Genomic DNA, 26,146 nt, shown 5'->3' with positions numbered 1-26,146 from the left:
TTACATTTATAAGATGATATCGTATGGAAAATTTAGATGCTGCAAGACTTCAAATGGCGTTTACTCTGATATTTCATATTGTATTTGCCTGTGTAGGTATGGTCATGCCTTTTTTTATGGTAGTTGCTCATAAAAAGTGGCTAAATACTAGAAATGACATATATCTCACCCTCACAAAATCTTGGCAAAAAGGCGTTGCTATTTTCTTTGTTACAGGTGCTGTTTCAGGTACAGCACTTTCTTTTGAACTTGGACTTTTATGGCCTGAATTTATGAAGCATGCCGGCCCCATTATAGGCATGCCTTTTTCTTTAGAAGGCGCTGCTTTTTTTGTAGAAGCAATTGCCCTTGGTTTTTACCTCTATGGATGGAATAAAATACCTGAAAAATTTCATTGGTGGACGGGAGTGATTGTGGGTATTTCTGGAGTTGCTTCAGGAATTTTGGTGGTATCAGCAAATGGATGGATGAATGCACCGTCTGGTTTTGATTACATTAATGGAGAATTTTTAAATATCGATCCGATAAAAGCACTCTTTAATCCTGCTTGGTTCACCCAAGCACTCCATATGACACTTGCGGCATTTACAGCAACAGGGTTTGCTGTTGCAGGTATACATGCCTATCAAATCGTAAAAAAGCGTAACGTAGCACTTCATAAAAAAGCATTTAAAATTGCGATTACCTTTGGAGCAATTGCTGCTATCTTACAACCCATAAGTGGTGACCTGTCTGCAAAAGATATTGCCGAAAGACAACCTGTAAAGCTCGCTGCCATGGAAGCACATTTTGAAACATCTAAAGGAGCACCGCTATACATAGGGGGTATTGTAAATCAAGAAACACAAGAAGTTACTCATAAAATAGCCATTCCTAAAGCGTTATCTTTTTTAGCTTTTGGAAATCTAGATGCTGAGGTAAAAGGGCTTAATGATTTCCCCAAAGATGAACATCCTAATGTAGCAATTGTGCATTATGCTTTTCAAGTAATGGTAGGGTTAGGAACACTACTTTTATTTGCAGGGGTATTCTTTTTTATTACGCTTTCGCGAAAGCGTACCTGGTTTCATTCCAAAAAGTTTTGGCTCTTATTTACTGTACTCGCACCTATGGGATTTATCGCACTAGAAGCTGGATGGATTGTCACAGAAGTAGGTAGACAACCTTGGATTATTCACAATATCATGAAAACCAAAGATGTCGTTACTCCCGTCCCTGGCATTGTCTATAGTTTTTATATGTATGTGATTTTATATAGTATCCTTACGATTGCTGTGACTTGGCTTATGAGCAGACAAATTAAGTCATTGAATAACAAAACACTTGTAGAAACATGATGTATGTAGTTCTCTTTTTTCTAGCTTTTTCATTATTGTTATATGTCCTTTTAGCCGGCGCCGATTTTGGGGCTGGTATTGTCGAATTGTTTTCTTCTAAAAAGAATCAGGCAATTACTAAGAAAACCATATACAGAGTGATGGGGCCTGTGTGGGAAGCAAATCATATCTGGATCATTATTATGATTGTCATATTATGGGTAGCATTTCCTGCATATTATAACATTATAGTGATCTATTTACACATTCCACTTACGCTTATGTTACTAGGCATTACATTACGAGGCGTTGCTTTTGTTTTTAGACATTATGATGCGTATAAAGACAAATCTCAAATTTTGTATGATTGGATGTTTAAAATTTCAAGCTTACTTACTCCTGTATTTTTAGGAATCACATTTGGAGCGTTGATTAGTGGCAAAATCATTCATACGACTACGCCTATAGATTATAGCTTTAAAATCTTATACATAGACTCTTGGCTGCATACATTTTCAATACTAACAGGATTCTTTTTTGCTGCATTATGTGCTTTTTTATCAGCTGTATTACTTATCGGAGAAGCTTCTTATGGAGATAAAAAAATATATGTAAAAAAAGCAACTATTGCGACTATTGTTGTAGTTCTCTTTGGGTTTATTACTATACTGTATGGGTATATTTCTAAAATACAATTTGTGATTGATTTTGTATCTAATCTCTATGCAATGACAACTATTCTAATATCTGCTATCTTGCTTATCCCACTATGGTCTAGTATACGAAAAGGGCGTAGAGTTCTTAGTAGATTATTTGCGGGCAGTCAAGTGCTTCTTATTTTAATAGCTGCTCTTACACCGCACTACCCATCCATTTTATTTACGACAGATGGAGGTATTAGTATTTTAGATAATGTAGCTCCAGATAGTGTCATTAAGGTACTAGGCATCTCATTACTTATAGGTGGTTTTGTTATTCTACCTGGGCTCTTTCATTTATTAAAGTCTTTTAAAATGATTAAGATTTTAGAACGCCACTAAACGTATACTACTGCTCATTTTTATAATTCTTTCTCTATGTAACTTAGGTTACCAACATCGAGATTTAAAAAGTGTTTTTTTGTAGAAATTACTTTTTAAATGAATTGGATATATGACCCATGCCTTGGTATATAGGAGGTCCTATGATTGCTTTGATTTTATTTTTACTACTTATGGCAGGAAAAACTTTCGGAATGTCTTCTAACCTAAGAACACTTTGTACGTTATGTGGTGCAGGCAATGCATCTGGCTTTTTTAGATTTGATTGGAAAGCACAACGTTGGAATCTTGTGGTTGTGATAGGGGCTATTATAGGTGGTTATATTGGATCTCATTTACTATCAAATAATGAAGTAGTTGCCATTCACACTGATACAATTACTAAATTACAGCATATGGGTTTTGAGAGTGCTGGAAGTAGTTACCTTCCTAGAGAACTATTTGGCAACACTGTTTTTATAGACTTTACAACAATTCTCCTGTTGGGTTTAGGAGGATTACTGGTTGGTTTCGGTGCTCGTTATGCTGGTGGATGCACATCTGGGCATGCCATTTCTGGGTTAAGTAATTTACAACGTCCATCTCTTATCGCCGTTATAGGTTTCTTTATAGGCGGACTACTAATGATTCATCTTATTTTCCTTTTATTATTTTAATTATGAGAACACTTATATATTTAGGAATAGGTATCTTATTTGGTATTACCATGTATAAATCTGAAGCTGCTTCTTGGTTTCGCATCTATGAGATGTTTTCTTTTGATTCGTTTCATATGTATGGTATTATAGGAGCGGCATTAGTGATTGGAGTGATAGGAATACAACTTATAAAACGCTTTAACATCACTACTTTTTATGGAGAAAACATACATATTCCACCTAAAGAAAAAGGATGGAAACGTTATTTATTGGGAGGGATTATTTTTGGTTTAGGCTGGGCACTAGCAGGAGCTTGTCCTGGACCTATGTTTACGTTGGTAGGTGCTGGATTTTTACCTATTTTGATTGTTATTGCTTCGGCTGTTTTGGGTACTTTTCTGTATGGACTGCTTAAAGACAAATTGCCTCATTAATAGATTCTCTAATGCATCATATGGGTTTAAAATTTGGTTTATAAGCTTTCGTACTTCAATAAACTCAGCATAAACTTTTGCTTGGTTACATTTCGCGAAAGCGTTTAAAAAATAAAAACTATTTACAACAAAAAAGACCTGGAACATATGCTCCAGGCCTTACCATTAATTACTCAAAAAAATTATTTTTTGACAATCACTTTCTTTGAAATTACTTCTGAATCTGTTTTAAAGATGACAAAATAAATACCCGTTTTAAGAGTACTCGTTCCGTTCCATTGTGCTGAACCTACAAGATCCTTTTTAGCACTCATCTCCAATGCATGTACTTTTGTTCCATATAGATTAAAAATTTCTATTGTAACATCTGTATCTGTAGTGGTTTCTACTTCAAAATTCATATCACCTCTACTTGGATTAGGGTACACAGTTGCTTTTACAAAGTTGTTCTCTATAGCACTTCTAATAGGAGAAAAGCATTGCGGTGATGAAGGCTGCGATTCTGTTCCGTCTTCACATACTGCAGTAACTCTCCAAGAGAAGCATCTGCTTTGTAATCCCTCAGGAACCACAACACTATTGGTTTCTGTTGTAATTGGCACAATAGAAATTTCTAGTTTACAACGACAATCTATTTGCGGTACATCTCCTGTTGGAGAACTTACGATATAATACGCGGCACCAGGCACAGGGTCCCAAGTGAGTGTAGATCCTTCTACCTGAAGGTTTGTTGGTGTCGTTAATTCTTCACATTTTGGTGGTAAAATTTCATCTAAGAAACTACAATCAATCTCGGCAGCTTTTACATTTGTATACTCTTCAGGATTCTTTCCTTCTTTCTGATATTGTACCTGCGCATAGCAAATCTCTCCACAGTCTGTAATGACTTTATGTATTACGGTATAATACAAATCAAATACTCCATCTGTAAACAATACAAAGGCATTATCTCCTGTAGTCGTAACTTGATTTTCTAACGTATATGGTCCTCCTTCTTCGTTAGGGCTAGAGAACACATACCATTCATGTGTAGCATCTAAGAACTCATATCCTTCATAACCGCCTATCCAGAAATTATAGTCAAAATCTACTCCCAATGAAAAATCTGCTTCATTGAAATCTTCACAACAATCTATGATTTCAAAATCATGTTGTAGGGATACCCAGCCACAATTAGGATCATTAATCGCTAGTTTTACAGAATAGGTCTCTCCTACTTGGAACGTAACTGGGTGCTCTGGGTCATTTTCAAATAATTCTGTGATATTTACAAAATCTGGAGAACCCGAAATCCATCCTGCGCCCGAAATCCAATCATAATCACCATTACTATCTACAATCCAAAGATCCATAAAATAATTACTGGTATTTAAGGTAGCACTACCATTTACAAATACATCTTCGCCTATACAGAATTGTGTTTTATCATTACCGTTTTGATCTTCATAGTGATAATCTACAGAATCTGGTTCTATAATAGTAAAATCATGTTGTAAGGACACCCACCCACAATTAGGGTCATTGATCGCTAGTTTTACAGAATAGGTCTCCCCTACTTGAAACGTAATTGGGTGTTGTGGGTCATTTTCAAATAGATCTGTGATATTTACAAAATCTGGAGAACCTGAAATCCATCCTGCTCCTGATATCCAATCATACTCTCCATTACTATCTACGATCCAAAGATCCATAAAGTAATTACTGGTATTTAGTGTGGCACTACCATTTACATATACATCTTCTCCTAAGCAGAATTCTGTTTGATCGTTTCCACTACTGTCTTCATAATGATAATCTACCGAATCTGGTTCTATGATCGTAAAATCATGCTGTACAGATACCCATCCACAACCAGGATGGCTAATGGCCAGTTTTACAGAATAGGTTTTTCCAACTTCAAAAGTTACTGGATGTTCTGGATCATTTTCAAATAGATCTGTAATATTCACAAAATCTGGAGAGCCAGAAATCCATCCTGCTCCTGATATCCAATCGTAATCACCATTACTATCTACCACCCAGAGATCCATAAAGTAATTACCTGTATTGAAGGTATCACTTCCATTTACAAATACATCTTCACCCAAGCAGAATTCTGTTTGATCATTACCACTACTATCTTCATAATGGTAATTTACAGTATCAGAACAGCAATCATTTACATTAATATTACTATCTATAAAACCTGAGAGGTTCCGTACGTTTGCGTATATCGTGGGGAAATCATCTCGTACACATCCACCCCAACTAGAGACTCCAATAAGTACGGCATCTCCACCGCGACCTAATACCGCAGGTCCTCCACTATCTCCAGGTCCAGCAGCAATTCCTTCTTGCCAAAAAGAGATCATAGAGTTTCCTACAGCTGTATTATTATTTGGAGGACACGCATTGCTTGAATCTGCCATTAATATTCCTGCAGTTGCATTATCTACAATTGGAAGTGCAGCACCTAGCAAATTGTTATTACAACAACCGCCTCCAGAATCACCCCATCCAGAGATAAAGGCTTCAACTCCCGAAGCAATATCTGCTGCAGAAGTATTTGCTGGAGTGGCATATTCTATCGCGCGTACATCTTCATTTAGCTCCAATGGAGTTTCTAAACGTAGTAATGCGATATCATTTACGAGTACTCCATTGGCTTGCCCATAGGAAGGATGAATAATAATTTCAGCAACTCCTATTCTTTGTCCGTCGCCATTATTATTTTGATTTGTTGCTCCTGCATGTACCGTAAGGTTTGCAGGATTTGTGTTTCCATCTACACAGTGTCCTGCGGTTACGATCCATTCACAATCTATAATCGTACCTCCGCAGCCATGGTTTCCATTAAATTCAAGAGAGATCTGGTACGGGGCATCTTCTATATCTACAGAAGTTCCGCCATAAATTTTTTGGTCTTGAGCATATAATTGAAATGAAGCAATTAGAAACCCAATGAGGATAGTAATTTTTTTCATGATATTTATTGGTTAATTATTTCCTACTCTATTTAGGCTTTTCGGAATACGCCTTGATGTATTTGCTTCTCGACAAAAAAGCATTAAGAGAAGTACCACGCTCATTGTTACAAGAGGTAGTACTTATTCATTTTTAAGTATAAATTCAACTGCTATATCTGGTGTGTTTTGATATAGATTCCTATCTATTTTAGAAGTTTATAGATGATGGTATTCTTGAAAAGGATCTTTGACACCATATGAGTGCACGTATTTTTTATACGTTTTATCGTTTTACTCTCCCTATGGTCATGAATCTCACAAGTACGCTTTCGCGAAAGCGTACCTTTCACAAATCCCTTAGAAAAGAATATGCATTTCTTGTGATTTCTTCAGTTTACTTTTGGAGGTAATAGAGCAAAATTTATTATTCATTTTAAAGCTCTTTGTATACCAAGCATAGTTATCATAAATACTAGCATTTTCTTGAATAGCTATTTCTTTGAGAGGGATAGACATTCCTTTTCCAACTGCTTTGATAACAGATTCTTTTTTGGTCCAGTATTCATAAAACTTATCTAATCCCTTAGATTTGATTTCCTGTAATTCTACAGCAGTAAAGACATCTTTAAATAAATCGACTTCGATATCATTAATTTCTTCGATATCTACGCCTATTTCTTGTTTACTGAAGACACAAACAACTGTATTACCACTATGTGAAATATTAAAGTTAAAATCGCTATCAGGTATATAGGGTTTTCCGTAACTATCTTTAAGAATTTTTTCAAATTCAAAAGAAGTATAGCCAAACAGATATGCTCCTATGTACACCATTAGTTTTCCAAAAAGGCAATTGTAACGGTCATCCCATCGCCTATACTTCAGTACTTCTGCTTTAAACTCCTTAGGTAAGAACTCTAAGTAATATTGTAAGAAACCGTGATCTATGTCGCGATCTGTAGAATATTGAAATAAACAATATTCGTCTTCTTTTAAATCTATCTTAGGAATCGATTTAAAATTGCTGAACGCTATGTTATATGTTGAATTTTGTGTAACCATAATAATGAGTATAACAAACTACTACACGAAGTAAATCGCCCTGTAGTTTTGTATGAAAATTCTCTAAGGTTTTATTGGTATTTTTTAATTTCAACAACACAAAGTATTATTGAATATAATGTCGAATTGTAGACATTTAGTTTATAGTCATTAATGTTATAAACCATGTCTAGGATATAAATTATAATAATTTATGTATGCAACTGCCTTCTCTTTCTATATAGCGAATCAGGACTCGTATATCATAGATACAATTGCACTTTTTAAGCTTGGTAAGCGTTTTATTGAGAAGTTTAATGGTTTTTGTTTTTGCTTCTGCATGACCAAATTGTCCTCTTGATCTTTGTATTGTAAGATTAATGAATGCTAAATTCCAAAGTAGTTGTGTTAATTGGAAAGAACTAGATTCATCTAGATTTACATTTTTAATTTTCACAAAGTTACCGTCATCATTGATAACGGTTAAAAATTTTGTTCCTAATATATGTATAGCATCTTTTTTGATTTCTAACATTTCAGGAATTATACTGTTTATAATGTCATTTGGCGCATATTCTAATTCAATATTCATAGCACTAACATTTTATTAGATTATTATTCTAGAACGAAAGATTATATAAATACTCATTGAGAAGTTTCTCTAATAATCATTGTATTTATATCATAAAATTATATCGATATGAACGCTATTTATCACCTACAAATATGGTAACATATAGTGTTTACAAAGATATTTACGAGGCGTGAGCTAATGCTGCTTTTAGAGGGCAAACAAAATCTTTAGATGTTACTTCTTCTATAGATCTCCCTTGTTTTATTAAATTTAATTTGCGTTTACACATGATACCCTTCTGAGCGCATATGCATTGTGATTTATTGGTTGTCATTTTAAATTGGTTTTAGTGTGAATCAAGAAATCATAAAAGACACTTAAAATTTATTTTAGTAATTGAAATACAAGGAGTTTATTCCTTGTATTTCAATTTTCAATTAACAGTTATCTGGTTCGGAACCACAGAGGCAAGTTTCACTTAGTCTTGAATCTTCTAAGCCAGCATTCCCTCCTGTTATTTTATCTAAATAAAGTTTGCTAATTTGCTCTTTATTGAGCGTGAGTTGTTTCAATTTTTTTTTCATGATTTTACAATTTTAATCGTATTAAACATTTTAACCTTGTTAAAACTTCAGGTCATTAAATAACATCATTGAAGCAAGACTCCAAAATGACTGCTATTCATTTCATAATAAATAATATAGATATACACACCCTATTTTTAAGTAGTGCGTGTATATCACACATATTAACTATTTTCAACAATCATCAAATTCGCAAAAAGTACAATGGCATGTATTTTCAGTGAGTATAGAAAGAGACCATCCCCCCCCTTCAATTGTTTTTTGTTTTAACTTAGATATTGTCATTTTCTCAAAATTGAGCCCTAGTTTTTTTAATCCTTTTTCTTTCATTTTCGTAATTTTTAGTAATTATAATTTTGAACATTTTGAGCCTGTCAAAACCTCAGGCTTTTAAACTGTAATTAAAGTGCTATAGCATCACAGCTGCATTTCCAAACTGAGTATTATTATTATTTAGCATGTCTAAATGCGCTAAAGGCAAGTCTTTCCAAGGATATGTTTTTGATATAATAGGTTTGAACATTGCATTTTCTACTAGTTTATTTGCATCACTTAACTCTTTTAAGGAACTAAAATGTGATCCTTGAATTCTTTTTTGACGCATCCATACATAAGAGGCATCTATAGATAAATTAAAGCCTGTTGTTGCTCCGCAAAAAACAACCATTCCGCCTGTTTTAACTACATAACAACTTGTAGGAAAGGTGGCCTTGCCTACATGTTCAAAAACAATATCTGGATTTACATTTTTACCTGTAATTTCCCAGATTGCTTTTCCAAACTTTCTCATTTCTTTTAAATGCTCTCCATAGGCTTCTTTGTCATTTACATTAGGGAGGTCTCCCCAGCAATTAAAGTTTTTCCTATTGATATAACCTACAGCGCCTAGTTTCATGCATTGCTCCCCTTTTTCTTTACTAGAAGTAACAGCAATGGCATTTGCACCAGCAATTTTAATTAATTGTATTGCTGCACTTCCAAGGCCTCCACTAGCTCCCCAGACCAATACATTCATTCCTGGCTTTAGGGTATTTGGAGCATGTCCAAATAACATTTTCCAAGCGGTCGCATAGGTTAACATATAGCTTCCTGCTTCATCCCATTTTAAGTGTTTCGGTTTTCTTAATAATTGTGCTGCTTTGACAGCTGTATATTGAGCAAAAGAACCATATGGTGTTTCATATCCATATATTTTTTGAGATAAACATAACATTGTATTTCCTCCATTACATTCATCGCATAATCCACAGGATTGACCACAATGGATAATAACTTCATCTCCTAGTTTATATTTAAAATTAGGATTATTGACAAGTCCTTCTCCTATTTTCCAAATAATGCCTGATGCGTCACTTCCTGCTATATGAAAATCTTTTCCATGAAATTTTGTTGGTGATACAGGATCAGCCATCGCTGCCCATAATCCATTATAGTTAATACCTACAGCTTTCACTTTAATAAGTACTTCATCAAAACCTACCTGAGGTGTTTCAATTACCTCTTCTCTTAAAGATTGCATTGGCCCTCCATGATTGTCTGATTTTATGACATATGCATACATTTTTGGAGGAACATTTCCTAACTCTGGACTTTCATTAATATTAAATAATTCTTTCATAACTATTTTATTTTTATGTAAGTAATGTATACGCAAACTCTCACCACCCTAATAAAAGAATGATGTTATCAGGTTGATACTGATTCTTACTATAGCATTACATACTTGGTTATATAACTCACCCTCATTTTGCATCAAAAAACTAGGTGTATCCCTACTTTAATGAGTCTTGGGGAATTCAAGAAAATTAAAGTCATACTAACTTACAACTTCCATGATTTGGTCTTCAGTTTCCTTTTTTCTTCTAGTAAATAGTTTTCCTATTTTATATCCAAAAAAGAAAAGAATTGCTGTATTTAAGGCATTAATTAAAGGAAAGAATACAAATACAAAAACGCCTGGCAGTCCTAAATTCACTAAAAGATCTTTGATATAATCTATTCGTGATTGATAGATAAAGAATGTCACGCCAAAGACAGCTAATGCAAGTAGAAAGCTTTTTAAAAATACTCTTTTATGTTTTATTACAAAAGAACTAACAACTCCTATTAGAATAATAGCTAGTAGAATTGCTGTGTAATTACTCATTAAAAATTGTATGAGTATTACAACTACGTACGGTAAATAATTAAGACTCTTTTTCATCGTTTAAATTTTATAATGTTTTCTATATTTTCTAATTGATTAGGATTTCCAACAAATTGCACTTTTTTATACTCCCCATTTCTCCAAGGCCTAATTTGATCTTTATAATGTTTGGAGTTAATCATACCGCTTTGCCCTCCTGCTAGAATAGTTTGCGCTTGAATTTCTCCTTCGTTAATTTCATATACAGCTCTGAATACTGGATGGAAACTATCTGTATTAATGTTGATCGTATTTGTATTCCCCCCTACATCATCAATTTTTTCGCCTAACCCTGGAATAAACATGATATTACTAATCGTAAATTCAGACATCTTTTTATAAGATATATTGCTCCATTCGTCACCAAATTGTTCTGTTAAGGCAGCGTTTGTTTTTTCAAAAATGGCATCTACAATCTCTTGTTTATCTTTACTTTCTGGAATTGTATACTCTGTATCATTTAAATACTTTAAGAAGTATTGTAATGACGGTCCTTTATTAACTTGTAATTCAGTATTTGCAAATTGTTTTGCTTCTTCTATAGACACATTGCGAAGTACTTCAAAAATCAAGGCTTGATTTGCTTCATTATGCATATTACCATCCCAATCTGTTAACGTCTGTGCAATATTTCTATACGCTTCTTTTACTGTGTAATTGCGCATCAATTCTTTAAAATCATTAAAAGAAATATCAACCTCATCGACTTGCATTTTTTGAATTTCATTGACTTGCCAATTATCTTTTTCTTCTAATAAAGAATGAATACGCTTTGCTCTATAATTATCTTTTAAGCCGTGAGCTCCAAAGTATACACTGTTTTGAATAGGTTGCTGGTTTGCAGAAAACAAGAATTTCTTTTCTGGATTAAAATCATACCAAAGAGAGTCTAACGATTTTGCGGGAATATACTTTACTGTTCCATCAAGTACTTGCCCTACATAATCTTCATTTCTATCTGGTAATTCTCCTGCACATACAATCCCTATATTATCATTTACATCACTATACACAAAGTTCTGTGGCGGATAACTATAATCACGTAATGCTGTTGTAAAGTTATTCCAGTTTTGGCTTTGCATGACATCATACATTGCTTTTACAGAATTGCTACTATTTGCAGCATACCAGTGTTGCGCATAATACTGATCATTATCTTCTTTAAGAACTTTTCCGTGTACTGTTGTTCTTTGTTCTATAGTATGATCAGATCTATTTTTCACTTTAATGGTGTATTCTTTAGTATCAAAAGGCACCCATTTTTCTTCATAAAGGTATAAGCTATCTTCTTTAACTTGAAGTTTATATCTATCAACTAAGTCCCATTCTCCATTGGTGATCCCCCACGATATTTTATCATTATGACCGCTTACAATTACTGGAACTCCTGGGATTGTAAAACCATACACTTTAACATTGTCTGTCACAAGGTGGGCTTCATAAAATGCTTCTGGAAGCGTTAGATATAAATGAGGATCATTTGCTAATATATTTCCTTTGTTAGTAGTCTTTGAATTATTAACCACCCAATTATTACTTCCTATACCTTGATAAAACTTGTGTTTATTTCTCAATTGCGTTCCAATATCAAATAGTGGCATTTTGCTCTCTGAAGTCTCTACATTATCTGAGGTTGCATAATCTAATCCTAAATCAGGTACATTTACATTTGATGGTGCCTTTTCTGATGAAATTATAGGGGTCATGCCATCAGGTTGTAAAGGGTAAAAATATTCTCTTACATTTTCAGGTAATTCTACTAAAAGTTCTTGTTGCTCTATATGATGGTCAAAATAAGTTAGTGTCCAACTCATATACCAAGTAAACAATAATGAGTATTCTGCTTTCCATTCTCTAGGTTCCTCTCCAAGCGCTTTATAAAGAGGATCTGTCATTTCATTATTCTCTAAATAATCATTTACTCCATCTGAATAAGACTGTAAATATGCATAAAAAGCGGGTTCTGTTTGTTTGTACTCTTCTAAAAGCGCTATCGATTTTTGTTCAAACTCATAAGGTTTCCAAAACACATCTGATTCTATGGTTTGTGCAGATAATAACTCTGATAGTCTTCCTTGCACAATTCTTGAAATCATTTCCATTTGGAAATACCTATCTTTTGCATGCATATATCCTAGCCCGTATGCTGCATCCTCTTTTTCATTCGTATAGATATGAGGAATTCCTACATCGTCTACGTATATATTTAAATCACGCTCACTTGTGACTTCCGTTATTCCATTTTCTTGTAAAGGAACCGACAACAGCCCCGTTTTATAGGTCGTTAATTCTCCTAAGGAACCTAACGGTCCCAAATTAAAAGTTGTCACAAATATCCAAGCAAGAGATACGACAACCACTAGTATTAATTTAAGTGTTTTCATTTTCTTAAGTTTTATAAAGTAAAAATCTGATTGATATAATAGTGATAGATATACTTGTGAGTAACCGTATATCTAAATCATACATGTGAATCCTTCTCACTGATGAGAAGTATGTTTACATGATGTTGCGGTTTGCAAAAAATCTAAAAAATAGTGGCGAGTTCAGAAACAGTGGTTTCTTCTAGTTTTCCATATTCCATTTTAAGAAGAGTATCTGCAACATCATAATATCGATCATCATGAGTAATAGCTATAATAGTTTTATCTTCTTCTTGAACTAGGATTGGAATAATCTCTGTGTAAAATTTGTGTCTAAAATGAGGGTCTTGGTCTGCTGCCCATTCATCAAGTACAATGATAGGTCTATCTTCTAATAAAACACTAATTAAAGCTAATCGTTTACGCTGTCCGGTTGATAAATCGGTGGTAGAAAAACGGTTATCTTCTAAGTGTACTTTTTTATCTAATTCAAATAAATGAAGATAGTTATTTACTTTGTCCTGATGTATATTTGAGATTCCGTAAAATTCATCAAACAAATAAAAATCGCTAAAAACAGGAGCAAAAAGTGCTTTTATAGTGTCTTGTTCTTCTAAAGGAATTCGTTTACCATCTACATAGGCCTCGCCATTATCTAAATTATAAAGGTTTAAAACAGTATTAATAAACGTAGTTTTTCCTTCTCCGTTTCCTCCATATACAAATACCACCTCGTTTCTAGAAACATCCAAGTTAATAGGGCCTATAGAAAATTTATGCTCACCATATGAAAATGAGTAATTACGTATTTTCAATTCTGAAAAATTTCTATAACTATTAGTATCATTTATTTCTAAAGGTGCCTTTTCAATTTTTGTAAGATCAGCTTTAAGTTTTTCCATTTTTCTAAGTGATACAACTGCCCTATTCATTATAGGAACAATAGTCATTACACTTACAATAGGTCCCATTAAATACAACAACACAAAAACAAAACTAACTTTAACTTCTATAGGTGTATTAAATACGGCTCCAGCAAACACAAGAATAAATGCAATTAAACTATAAAATAACAACTGACTTATAATCTCACTATTCAAGTATTTTAAAAAGGCTTTTACATACTTTGTTTCTCCAACATTTGTTACTTTCAATAATTTCTCATTATAAAGTTGTGTTCCTTTATCTGGGTTTATATTAATTTCTTTAGCACCATCTAAAAAACTATTGAAGATATTGATAAATGTTTTCTCTAACTCTCTTACTTCTTTTATTTGGGTGTTACTCGTTCTTGATCTTACTAGATAAATAAATACTCCTATTGCTATGACAGCGGCACTAACACCTAATAATTTCAGAGATAAAAATGCCATATATACTAAACAAGCTACTATAAGTATGACAGAAGAAAAGAACGTAATGATCATTAATGAAGCACTAGTAATATGATTTACATCTGTTGTTAATGTAGCATATACTTCATCTTTATATTCTTGCAATTTTCTATAAGGAGCTTTTAGGATAAGTTTTATAACATCCTTCCTAATATCCCAATATATCTTTTGAGATAATCTAATAATACCTCCTGCTAACCATCTACGTGAGATAAAGAAGATAACAATTGCTGCTAAGAATATATACAAATACTCTTGCATCGTCATGGTTTCTGTGGCTGTGATAGAATTACTAATCACTTTATTAATGATCGTGATAAATGCAAAACCTGACAAGCCTGAAACAATTGCTAACAAGGAATATCCTACTAATGTTTTAATAGGTATCAATCTAGAGTTACTAGAATTTATAGTGTTATTTTTCATGTCTATTTATTAAAAAATTATGTACAGATCATAGCTTCTACTCCTAGAAGTACTACTTATTTGATCTATTTTTTTGATTTAGTATACGCTTTCGCGAAAGCGTAAAAAGGCTTACCTCAATTGGGGATATACTTTTGAGGTTTATACATTCAGTAATGCATGCATAGCACACTCATTTATAATCTGAGTAAGTGTTTCTGTATGATTGTGTATGAAGAAATGATTCCCTGGCAACACGCGATAATCACATTTTTTTGCACTAAAAGTGTTCCAATTTTCAATCTCATTTACGGTTTCTTCTTGATCTCCCATTATTGCATAAATAGAGGTGTTAATGACAAGTCCTATTTCTGAGTTTTTATTTTTTTCTAGTATCTCAAAATCGGCTCTCATAATAGGGCTGAAATAGTCATATAGATCTTCATCCTGCAATACTTCTTCAGGAACACCTCCCAAGGCTCTCAACTCTTCTTTAAACTCAGCATCACTTAATGCATGCCTTTGTATCTCTTTTTGTGAAGCACCTGGGCCAGGGTTTCCTGAAACAATTAGCCTATGGGGAGCATCTAGATATTCTTCCATTTTTTTTGTAACAGAAAGTCCTAGTGTCGCCCCCATGCTATGCCCATATATTATATAGGGCTGATCGTTTCTAAGGGCTCTAATTTGTGCCACATAATCAAGAATTGCATCAAATTTGTTATGTAAATACGTTTCCTGATTTCTTTTACCTCTCCCTGGTAGTTCTAAGGGATAACATTCAAAATTATCTTGAAGTTCGTTTTTAAGAAAATCAAAAGAATAACAACTCCCTCCTGCAAAGTGCAGTAAAAATAACTGTGTTTTTTGTTGTGAATACATAGCTGTGTCTTTTAAAATGAAACAATATGTTTACTACTATTGCCTATTACTTTTCTTGGCTTTGCGGTCCCTTCCTTTATTAAATCTATAATTGAAATTAAGATTCCATCTAGCGGCATTAAAATTGGTTAATTGATTTACAATAAAACCATCTCCTACTGTTCTATCTCTTGTTTTCTGCGTATTAAAAATATTACTTACTCCTAGTGTGATTCTACCTTTGTTATTAAATAATGATTTCCCTAAAGCCATATTTAAATAATACAGGCCTCTTGTTCTAGTTTGAGCATCACTAATAGGTGCTCTATATTCAAATTTACTTTGGAATGTAAACTTCTTAGGTAGTTTTATTTGACTTAATAATGTGGTCGTTAATGTCTCATTAGAAAAATCTAAATTTGTAGTCCCTACGCTACCTTTTTGATCAAACGTATAGGCATTAACTTCTGCCATTAAAGCCAACCATTTTATAGGCATATATTGTGCAGACACTTCAATACCAAAACGACTCTCTTCTTCTAAGTTTATCAAAAAAGTTTCAAAAACTCCTTCCTCATTTTGAGTAGTGAAATATTGAAAGTTATTTTGGGTATTAGAGTAATAGATAGAAGGATTAATAACTAATCCCTTAGATTTACGAATAAATGTTAATTCTACAGCATCTGTAAAAGAAGGGACAAGATTAATATTTCCGAAAATACGAGAGTTAAAATCTATAAGTTCAGCAAATGGATTTAATTGAAATAAATTAGGTCTATTAATACGTTTGCTATAATTTAATTGTGCTGTTGTTTTTTGCGACAACACATAGCTTAAATTTACAGATGGAAATAATCTTGTATACGTACTATCTGTTAATCTAGCCCCTGTATTTTGATCATTAATCTGAATATCTGTATACTCTGTTCTTAATCCTACTAAATAACTAAACTTCTTAACCTTGTTTCCGTACTGTGCATAAGCGCCTATTATTTGTTCTTTATAATCAAGACCATTATTAAAACCTTCAATGTCAGAAACGGTTCCGTTTATCTCTTCAGAAGCAGCAAAATCTGTAGCTACATTTCTATCTTCTATTTTTATTCCTGTTTCAAAATTTGAAGTTTCACTTAAAGGAGTTACAAAATCAGATTGAATTACAATATCATCATTCTCTCTATTAGATCGTGTATTAATAATTGATCTATCTCCTATGTCTGGTGTGATTGTTCTTCGATCTATATTGAAATCTTTGGTACTATCCCAAAAATCATATTGAACATCTACTGTAAATTTTCTGCCAGGTTTCTTGAATGTTTTTGTATAGTTAAACTCAAATTGATTATAACTTCTTTTTTCTTCAGAATCTCCCAATGTTTGTATACGTGTATCCTCAATATTCTCTCCAGAAAAATCAAAATTTAAAACCGTCTCATCAGAGTCTTTTGTCTCATTTCTATAAAATGCAGTCGTAATTGTATTTGTTTCGTTTATAAAATAGTCTAATCCAAAATAAAATAACCCTCCATCATCATGTCTATCTTGATCTTCTCGCTGACTTAAAAACAAATCATTTCCATCTATAGTACTTTGTTGATCTCTAGTGTAAAGCCCTACATAATCAGAATAACGAACTCCAATATTAGAAAATAAGTTAATTTTTCCTTTTTTATAATTAAGACTTCCCGTAATTCTATGATCTGCTGGAGTCCCTGTTGATACAGTTACACTTCCACTTAGGTCCTGCTTTGTATTCTTTTTCAGGATGATATTGATAATTCCAGCAGATCCAGATGCATCATATCGTGCGGAAGGGTTTGTAATCACTTCTACAGATTTTATAGTTTCTGCAGGAATTTGTTCTAATCCTTGCGTAGATGCTAGTCCAGATTTCCTTCCATTTATAAGGATAAGAACATTACTATTACCTCTTAAACTTACCGCTCCGGAAGGATCTACCGCAACAGAAGGAACATTATCTAGCACCTGAGTAGCTGCACCACCTTGAGAGATTAGATCCTTTCCTACATTAAAGACTTTTTTATCCAGTTGTAATGACAGCTGAGACGTCTCTCCAGTAACTACGACTTCTTCTAATGAGGTAACATCAGATTTTAATCGGATAGTACCCAAATTAATTCTTGATTTAGATCCATCTATGCTTAAAGGAGAAGAATACGTTTCAAAACCCAAAAACTGAACTTCTACATTGTATTTTCCTACTTTGAGATCTCCAATTTTAAAGTCTCCTCTATCGTTAGTAATCACAGCTTCTACTACCAAAGTATCTTGTTTTACAATTACAGAAGCATATGCTAATTTGTCATTAGGGTCATCACCAGATACCGTTCCTGATATTTGAGTTAGGGACTGGGAGGACATGGAAGATATACACAAAAATATAAATGCATATATGTATATTGATTTTAACATGATTTCTTTATTAAGTATTAACAATTGTTTTATTTCTGATATATAAATAACAATAGCTACGCGCTGCCTAGTAATGCTATTCCTTATGAAGTTTATGCAAGTACAAGGTCATTATTATACTCAACAATTTTTTCTCCAAATAATCTCTCTGGCTCTATACCGTTTGCAGTACAGTAGTCTAATAACTTATTAGATTCTACTATTGGAAGTGATTCATCTGTATATTTAATAGAGCTTATATATTTAAGCCATGGTTCCATTCCCATTGCATATACAAATACTTCACTAGGTTTAAATACATCTACAAGTGCTTTGGCTTGTTCAAAATTACACCCAGCTAGTCGTCTAGATTCATCTTTATCTCTAGATAGTGGTTCTGGCATTAAAGGACCATATAACCATGATAATGGAGCTCCTTCACATTCCATTCCTAAGAAGATAATATTGATATCTCCCATTACCTTATGAATACGCTCGTATAATTTTGGAGATACATTACAAGAATCTGCAGCAAATAATACTTTTAGACCATCCTTATAGGCTACATGATGACATAGTTTACTACGTACATCTAAATCACAATGTTCTCCAACAAATGGAAGTCCTGTAATTGAACAATCATCAAAATGAATTGTTTCCATTTCTCCAAGCTCAATAATATTGGTAAATCCTATTCTCTCAAACATTAATTTAAGGTTTGGATCTTGAAGGAAGCCGCCATTACTTTTTGGAACAATAATATTTTTAATCTTACGTCTTAGTCTTAATAAGGTTTCGAAAAGAATGTGATCTTGGTGATTATGAGTCACCAAAACATAATCTATAGATTCTGGTAAATCATCATAAGAATAACGTGAAATATCTGACTCATATCCATAGCTTACTAAAGGATCTGCAAGAATTGTAGTTTCTTTAGTTTCTGTGAGGATACATGCATGTCCAAAATATCTAGTAAGAACCCCATCTCCTGTATAACGTTGATATTTTTCAGATTTCTCTGTTGTAAAAAAGGATTTAAACAAAGGAATATCTTCATAAGCTATATCAAATATAGAAGCAATCTCTCCAAATGTTTTAGGATGATCTTCCATTTCAAATAACTGATCAATCTTCTCACTCTTAAAAGGTAAGTTTACTCTTAAAATATCATCTCCTGGTAATTTAGGAGTACTTAACACAAAAGATCTTGAGTCATCGTCATGTACTAGAAACAAGTTAAAACTTTGAAGTGACTCATCATAATATTCTGTTTCATATAGTAAGGATTCAAAAATGCGAAAAGAAGGATTGTTATTTATATCGTATACTAATTCTACAAGTCCTTGTAAACTTTCTGGCACCTTATCATACAAATCTGTAAGAGAATATCCTTTTGCTTCTCTTCTAAGTGTTTCGTTAAGTTCAAATATGTCTTCTCTTAATGCTAAGAGTTTTGCACATTTTTCATTTGTATTATCAATAAGACCTTGAATTTCACCTACACGTTTTCCATCATAATCAATAAAAGGACCTCCCATCATTTTAGGAGTTTTTACTGCTGCTGCATGAATCATTGGATTTTGAACATATGACCCCATGATTTTCAAATGCCTATCTTTAATATTCATTGCGGCTGTAGCTGGCGAAACCAAATGTGGCCATGCATACCAATTATCTACTAAAGGTTCAATTGCTAGATTTTTTTTAATGTATACTAAATCATCATTTTGTATTTCCATGAGTTCTAATTTTTAGGTTTTATTTTAATAAAGTTTTTTATTTTCTTGACAAGAAAATGCTACATAAACGCCTATAAAATCTCTTCAGAACAACTGTGTCATTCCGTAAAACTCTATAGGTTATGTAACCTTTTCTCTTTGTATTTATGAAGTGGTTGTATACGCTTTCGCGAAAGCGTATAAAGCAAACTATTTAGATAAATTGTTGTGCTCGTTTAAGTATATATTCTTTAAAATTAAAGTCGTTAGCAAAGGATGTTCCATACGTTTCTAAGGCATACGAAAGATTGACTTCTACAGCATTAGCATATACATTACAAACGACATCTACTCCTTGTGTAAAATCATTTTTAGAACGACTTACCTTGTCTACAACTGGCTGGGTTCCAAATTGTTTTTCACCCTCATTTGTGATAAAATTCAAAAGTCCTCCTATATTGTCTTTTACAGATACTTTACATTCCTGTAAGATGTCTTCACAGATCACTTCATATGGAATCTGTTGATTCATAAGCGCTTCCATATAATACTCATACACTTCTTTCACATAAATATCATGAGCTGTAGTCACAGGGTTTACTATAGGTATAGGGAGGAAATTGTTAACGACTCCTAATACTTTATGACTTTCTATAGCTTTTGTCCCTAATTCTCGTGCTTGCACTAATATTAATTGTAGTGTCTTATCTGTATATGTAGCAATCAATGATTGGTGTATTGCTGTAAAGAATGCAGAAGGTGTTAATCCTGTTTTACTAATTGTATTTGAAAGATTTACAAAATCGTCTCCAGTAATCCATGTTGTATGCTGCATACAATCTTCTAAAACTATAGGCTTGATTTTTGTTGCATCTTTGACAACTGTATTTTTCAAAGTTTCTACCCAATACTTTCTTTGTGTTTTTGCTATTGCAGATACTAGATAGGATTCTTGCCAATTTGCAAAATCAAAATAAGACACATAATTAGTATCTATAGGCTGCGCACTAAAATAGGATCTCAAGTTCTTTAATAGGATAGTATTTGTAAATGCGTCTGTTAATGCATGGTGTATACTTAGATACATATACGAACTCTGATCTTCGGTTTGAATACGCAATACTTTTACCAATGCGCCTTCTATTACATCAAAAGGTTCTGATAGTAATGTAGTAATCTCTTCTTGTTGAGCCTGTGTTTTTTCATGTAGATCTATAACAACCTCAGAAGTATTTAAGATACGTTGCTTTACTTGATTATCTTCTTTATAAAATTGAGTTCTTAAAATTGGATAGGCATCTAAGAATGCTCCAAATTGTTTTAAGAATTCGTCTTTTGATTTGAATTCAGGTATGATCACTGGTCCAATAATACCTTGAGACATGCTCTTATCTACTATAAAATTTTGGTTTGGAGTAACTGCAAAGTCTTCTTGGTTTCTAGTGGTAACTGATTTACTTTTCCCTTCCTCAGTTAAGCGATTTACTACGGTAACCAAATAATTTTTAAATGACTTTGACAGCTCATCCATGGCTTCTTTATCATATAATAGTGAAGAATATCCTATCGTCATTTTTAATTCTCCTAAAGAAATCATTCCTACGACACTCAATCCTAAATTATTATAATTTTCAGTGCTTGAATTTCCTCCTATACTCTCACCTCCATAGGTGAAAATGGAATCATTTTCTGAAGATACATCATGTCCAAAATCACCTAAGTAATTGTATTCTAAATCAAATGTTGTTAGTAAGTCTACGTCTTCATTTAAGAAACGTAATGCACTATATCCTATTCCTTTGTTTGGAATGCTTAATAAGTCTTCTTTTACTTTTACTACATTATCTAAAACCTCTTCTTGAGAAACATCTAACACAAAAGGATAGAAAGATGTAAAATAACCAACGGTTCGGCTAATATCTATAGTATCTATGATTTCTTCTCTTCCGTGTCCTTCCATTTGTATTGTTACTCGGTCCTTGCCTAATGCGTTTTTAATCGCAAGGCCTAAACACGTTAGAATAACATCGTCTATTTGTGTATTATGCAATACATGCGCAGATGTTTGTAACAAAGATGTTGTTTCTTTATCTAACACTATTGCCGTTGTTGTATCACAATTAAGTTTGTACAACTCTTCATCAGACACTTGACGCATAGGAGTTCCTCTTTGGGCACACACCTGTTCCCAATAGGAAAGCTCTTTTGTATTTTTCAATTCTTGCCCATATGTTTTTAATTCTTTTGCCCAAGACTGATATGAACTTGTTTTATACGGGAGTTTGTATTCTTTATCGTCTTTGATATTTGCATATAAATCGGCAAAATCTTGAAGTAATATCCTCCAAGAAACCCCATCAACTACTAAGTGATGAATGATAAATGCAATACGATCTCCATCTTTTAGTCTAAAATGTCCTATTCTTACGAGAGGTCCTTTCTCTAAATCAAAAGATGATTGTAATTCAATACCGATATTTCTAACTGTCATTAAATAATCATCATCATCTCTTAGGTCATAAAAATGTATTGTGTAATTCTCCTCATCATTATTTTTATTGAACTGTTTTCTCTTAGTATCTTCTACAGGAAATACCATTCTCAGCACATCGTGATGTTGCACTAACTGATCAATACATTTGTTCAATACCTCAGATTCTATACGATCTTCTGTTTTTAATAAAACGGTATGATTGTAATAATGAGGTGCATTAAAAATATTGCTTTCTACCTTACTAAAGAAAAACTCTTGAATAGGTGTTAACACCACCTCTCCTTCTACTTCTGACTGATCAATAATTTGATCATTCATTTTTAATAAGGGTACTAAGTCTTCTAATGTAGGATTGGAGATAATGTCTCCTGCTTTTAACGCAAATCCATGTTGTTTAAGCTTAGAAACTATCTGTATAGATTTAATAGAATCTCCTCCTATACTAAAGAAATTATCTTTAATGCCAATATTTTCTTTTTTTAGAACCTCTTCCCATACTTGTACTAATAACTTCTCTTCAAGACTCGTTGCTGCTACATATGTATAATTCTCTTCTACAATTGTGTTACTAAAAGTAGTAGCCAATGCTTTTTTGTCTACTTTACCATTAATTGTCAAAGGCATTTGCTCTATTTGAACAAATCTATGTGGCAACATATACTCAGGTAAAATTTTTGACAAAAAGTTTCTTAATTCTTCTGTATTAACTGGATTTGGAGACACGACAAATGCTACTAATTCTTTTGCCCCATCATCCTCTTTTTGTACTAACGCTACTGCTTCATCAATTTGATCATTAGATAATAGTTGTTGCTCTATAGCTCCAAGTTCTATACGATGTCCTCTTATTTTTACTTGTTCATCATTACGTCCTTCATAAACAACATCCCCTTCTTTAGTCCATTTTCCTAAATCACCAGTTTTGTATAATCTACCTCCCTCATTAAATGGATCTTTGATAAATCTATCTTGTGTTAGCTCTTCTCTATTTAAATATCCTCTAGCGACCCCAGTACCTCCTATACAAATTTCTCCTACAACACCTACAGGAACTAAATTATGATTTGTATCTAGGATATGAATTTTAGCATTAGAAATTGGTTTTCCAATAGGGATGTTAGCATATCGTTCCGAATTTGTTTTAGGCATTTTAAATATAGTACCACAAATACTAGTTTCTGTAGGTCCATATGCATTATAATACGTTCCATACGTTAGGTATGGTTTGATGATTTCATAATCAGGAGCTTCTCCTGCTGTAATTAAAATATCTAAGCTTTTTAATTCTTCAACATCCATTAATGCAATGTATGAAGGTGGTAATGTGGCAATATTAATTTGCTGTTCTTTTATGTAAGATGTTAATGTAGTAGCGTCTTTTCTTTGCTCTTCATTAACTACATATAAACTTCCTCCTGATAAAAGAATCATATAGGTTTCCCATACCGATGCATCAAAAGAATAAGGAGCAAATTGCAATCCTTTATTATGTTGATTTAAATCAAAATAATCAATCTGAGAAAGGATCGTATTTACAATTTGTCCGTGCTCAATCATTACTCCTTTAGGAAGTCCTGTTGAGCCTGAAGTGTAAATCACATACGCAAGATCTGTAGTCGTTACATCTGTAGTTATAGGATCACAGTCACTTGCATCAAAACCTATATCTACGGCCATTAATGCTCCATTGTAAAATGGTAGATCAAACATATATGATGTCGTAGTTATAAGTAACTGTAGATTCGTATCTGATATAATATGCTCTTTCCTTTGTGTTGGCATATCTGGTGCAATTGGCACATAAGCACAACCTAATTTCATAATACCTAGCATAGATACAATATTCCATTCATCTCGATCTAACTGGATCCCTATAAGATTTCCTTTTGCTACTTGATAATGCTTATTTATATAATTTGCGAGATCGTTAGAAAGTGCATCTAATTGTTTATATGTAAGTTCGTTGTTACCTACCACCAATGCTATTGCATTAGGGTTTTGTTTTACTTGTTTACCAAATAATGAAATCAATGTTTCTTCTGGAGAATACGTTAACGTACGGTCATTGAAATCTAAAAGAAGCTCTTTCTGCTCTTCCTTAGATAAATAATCAATCTCATTAAGAGCAATTTCTGGATTTGAAATAAGTGCTTCAAGTAATTGTTTTAAGTGCTTTACTAAACCTATGACATATTCAGATTCAAATACATCTGTATTATATACCAATTGACAACATAAATAATCTCCTTCTTCAATAAAGTTAATATCTAAATCTGTTAATGCTGAGGTCTCTCCTAATTCTCTAATTTCCTCTAGGTTATTTTCATCAACGATATACTGACTACTATTATCTATAGCATTTTGTAATAAAAGCATTACATCAAATAAAGGAGACCTTGATTTATCTTTCTTATAATCAATTAATTCTAAAAGATTATTAAATGGATAAAACTGACAGTCTAAAGTATTAAGCGTATTTTCTTTTACTACTTGAAAAAATTCAGAAAAACTTTGTTCAGGACTTAATTGATTTCTAAGAGGAACTGAATTTATATAACACCCTATTTGCCCTTTCAAATCTGCATGATCACGTCCGGCAACAGAGGTACCAATAATAATATCTTTAGCATTTGTGTATTTGTAAAATAGCACATTCCATACCGCTAGTAATCCCATAAAAAGACTCCCGTTATTCGTAGTACAAAATGCTTTAAACTGGGCTGTTGTCTCTTTAGAAAGATACGATTTAAGAGCATATCCATTTACAGTCCTAACAGCTGGTCTGGTTTTATTATTTGTGAAATTAATGACTGGAATTTCTCCTGAATACATCTCCTTTAGATACGCTTCCTGTTTTTTGAACAATCCTTTTGAAAGTTGTTCATTTTGCCAAGCAGCATACTCTTTATATTGAATTTTCAATTCAGGAAGTTCGTTAGGTACTCCTAGTTCAAATGACGAATAAAATGCAAAAATGTCTTTAAATAAAATATCTAACGACCATGAATCACTAATAACATGGTGAATATTACAGTAAAAAATAAAATCTTCTTCAGCTAACTGAAATAAAAACACCCGCAGCAATGGTCCTTGTCCTATATCAAATGGTTTTTCTATATCCGTTCTAGTAATGAGTTTAACTTGTTCTTCTTTTTTCTCTAAATTTCTAAAGTCAAAAAAATCGATTGTGAAATCAATATCATTTCCTTCTAGTACATACTGTCTTATCTGTCCTTCATCATTTATTTTAAATACGGTGCGTAGGGATTCATGACGTGCTATTGTACTACGAACAGCTCTTTTGAAATTTTCAATAACAATTGGCTGTTGTAAACGTATAGAGTTAGGCACTGCATAATTGAAACTATTTGCAGTTGTATCTACAAGTATGGATGACAACATTCTAAGTTGGCTAGATGAGACTTCATAACTTTCTTGCTTCTCAATTGTTGGTATCTCATTGGTAGTATCTGATGATGTATACTTATTTAGATAAGAAACAATTTCTTGTTTATTTTCTTTTATTTTTTCTATAAGTACCTTATCAATGACATCGTTTTTAAAGCCAAGTTTAAGATCTTCTCCATCTAAAGAGAGCGTAATATTGCTCTGATATATTTCGTTTAATAAATCGACCATTGCATTAAGTTTTTAGAAGTACAAGCAAGTTGCCTTCAAATAAATAATTAGTTAAAATAATATGGATGTATTTTTTTCGCTTAAAGCGAAAAGAGAAAAAGAA

General features: G+C 32.8%; 17 protein-coding genes. 4 read left to right on the top strand and 13 right to left on the bottom strand.

The window, feature by feature from the left end; genetic code table 11:
• Window positions 1–23: 23 nt before the first annotated feature.
• From Q1A01_RS04605 to Q1A01_RS04590, 4 genes are all read left to right on the top strand, one after another.
• Complete coding sequence (locus Q1A01_RS04605) at window positions 24–1,337, top strand: cytochrome ubiquinol oxidase subunit I (protein ID WP_299676692.1); 1,314 nt, start codon at window positions 24–26, stop codon at window positions 1,335–1,337.
• Window positions 1,334–2,356 (top strand): cytochrome d ubiquinol oxidase subunit II, encoded by a 1,023-nt coding sequence (locus Q1A01_RS04600; protein WP_299676690.1) that lies wholly within the window; start codon window positions 1,334–1,336, stop codon window positions 2,354–2,356. Before Q1A01_RS04605 ends, Q1A01_RS04600 begins: the two co-directional genes overlap by 4 nt.
• A gap of 119 nt (window positions 2,357–2,475) precedes the next feature.
• Window positions 2,476–3,012, top strand: a complete 537-nt coding sequence (locus Q1A01_RS04595) for a YeeE/YedE thiosulfate transporter family protein (protein WP_299676687.1) — start codon at window positions 2,476–2,478, stop codon at window positions 3,010–3,012.
• Between the two features lie 2 nt (window positions 3,013–3,014).
• On the top strand, window positions 3,015–3,428 hold the full coding sequence (locus Q1A01_RS04590; protein ID WP_299676684.1) for a DUF6691 family protein: 414 nt from the start codon (window positions 3,015–3,017) through the stop codon (window positions 3,426–3,428).
• 182 nt (window positions 3,429–3,610) lie between these two features.
• Here the strand turns inward: Q1A01_RS04590 and Q1A01_RS04585 are convergent, their stop codons facing one another.
• From Q1A01_RS04585 to Q1A01_RS04525, 13 genes are all read right to left on the bottom strand, one after another.
• Window positions 3,611–6,391: a trypsin-like serine protease gene (locus Q1A01_RS04585; RefSeq protein WP_299676682.1), complete on the bottom strand. Its 2,781-nt coding sequence runs from the start codon at window positions 6,389–6,391 to the stop codon at window positions 3,611–3,613.
• A 339-nt stretch (window positions 6,392–6,730) separates the two neighbouring features.
• Window positions 6,731–7,435, bottom strand: coding sequence for a 4'-phosphopantetheinyl transferase superfamily protein (locus Q1A01_RS04580; RefSeq protein ID WP_299676679.1), 705 nt, complete (start codon window positions 7,433–7,435; stop codon window positions 6,731–6,733).
• A gap of 181 nt (window positions 7,436–7,616) precedes the next feature.
• Window positions 7,617–8,006, bottom strand: a complete 390-nt coding sequence (locus tag Q1A01_RS04575) for a hypothetical protein (RefSeq protein WP_299676676.1) — start codon at window positions 8,004–8,006, stop codon at window positions 7,617–7,619.
• A 419-nt stretch (window positions 8,007–8,425) separates the two neighbouring features.
• The gene (locus tag Q1A01_RS04570; protein ID WP_299676673.1) at window positions 8,426–8,572 is read right to left on the bottom strand and encodes a hypothetical protein; all 147 of its coding nucleotides are present in this window, start codon (window positions 8,570–8,572) and stop codon (window positions 8,426–8,428) included.
• Between the two features lie 174 nt (window positions 8,573–8,746).
• Window positions 8,747–8,902 carry a hypothetical protein gene (locus tag Q1A01_RS04565; RefSeq protein WP_299676670.1) on the bottom strand — a complete coding sequence of 52 codons (156 nt, stop codon included), beginning with the start codon at window positions 8,900–8,902 and terminating at the stop codon, window positions 8,747–8,749.
• A gap of 79 nt (window positions 8,903–8,981) precedes the next feature.
• A complete protein-coding gene (gene ccrA, locus Q1A01_RS04560; RefSeq protein ID WP_299676667.1) occupies window positions 8,982–10,190 on the bottom strand; it encodes a crotonyl-CoA carboxylase/reductase in 1,209 nt (402 codons plus the stop codon).
• 198 nt (window positions 10,191–10,388) lie between these two features.
• On the bottom strand, window positions 10,389–10,775 hold the full coding sequence (locus tag Q1A01_RS04555) for a hypothetical protein (RefSeq protein ID WP_299676664.1): 387 nt from the start codon (window positions 10,773–10,775) through the stop codon (window positions 10,389–10,391).
• Window positions 10,772–13,141: a penicillin acylase family protein gene (locus Q1A01_RS04550; protein ID WP_299676661.1), complete on the bottom strand. Its 2,370-nt coding sequence runs from the start codon at window positions 13,139–13,141 to the stop codon at window positions 10,772–10,774. The genes Q1A01_RS04555 and Q1A01_RS04550 overlap by 4 nt, the downstream gene beginning before the upstream one ends.
• 143 nt (window positions 13,142–13,284) lie before the next feature.
• Complete coding sequence (locus Q1A01_RS04545; RefSeq protein ID WP_299676658.1) at window positions 13,285–14,940, bottom strand: cyclic peptide export ABC transporter; 1,656 nt, start codon at window positions 14,938–14,940, stop codon at window positions 13,285–13,287.
• Between the two features lie 141 nt (window positions 14,941–15,081).
• Window positions 15,082–15,801 carry an alpha/beta fold hydrolase gene (locus Q1A01_RS04540; protein ID WP_299676655.1) on the bottom strand — a complete coding sequence of 240 codons (720 nt, stop codon included), beginning with the start codon at window positions 15,799–15,801 and terminating at the stop codon, window positions 15,082–15,084.
• Between the two features lie 36 nt (window positions 15,802–15,837).
• Window positions 15,838–18,162 (bottom strand): outer membrane beta-barrel family protein, encoded by a 2,325-nt coding sequence (locus Q1A01_RS04535; protein ID WP_299676652.1) that lies wholly within the window; start codon window positions 18,160–18,162, stop codon window positions 15,838–15,840.
• Between the two features lie 143 nt (window positions 18,163–18,305).
• A complete protein-coding gene (locus Q1A01_RS04530; protein WP_299676650.1) occupies window positions 18,306–19,931 on the bottom strand; it encodes an MBL fold metallo-hydrolase in 1,626 nt (541 codons plus the stop codon).
• Window positions 19,932–20,124: 193 nt separating this feature from the next.
• Window positions 20,125–26,043, bottom strand: coding sequence for a non-ribosomal peptide synthetase (locus Q1A01_RS04525; protein WP_299676648.1), 5,919 nt, complete (start codon window positions 26,041–26,043; stop codon window positions 20,125–20,127).
• Window positions 26,044–26,146 lie beyond the last annotated feature (103 nt).

The sequence above is a fragment of the uncultured Dokdonia sp. genome, from assembly GCF_947492815.1.
Classification (GTDB): domain Bacteria; phylum Bacteroidota; class Bacteroidia; order Flavobacteriales; family Flavobacteriaceae; genus Dokdonia.
This window is presented reverse-complemented; position numbering and strand designations above follow the sequence as displayed.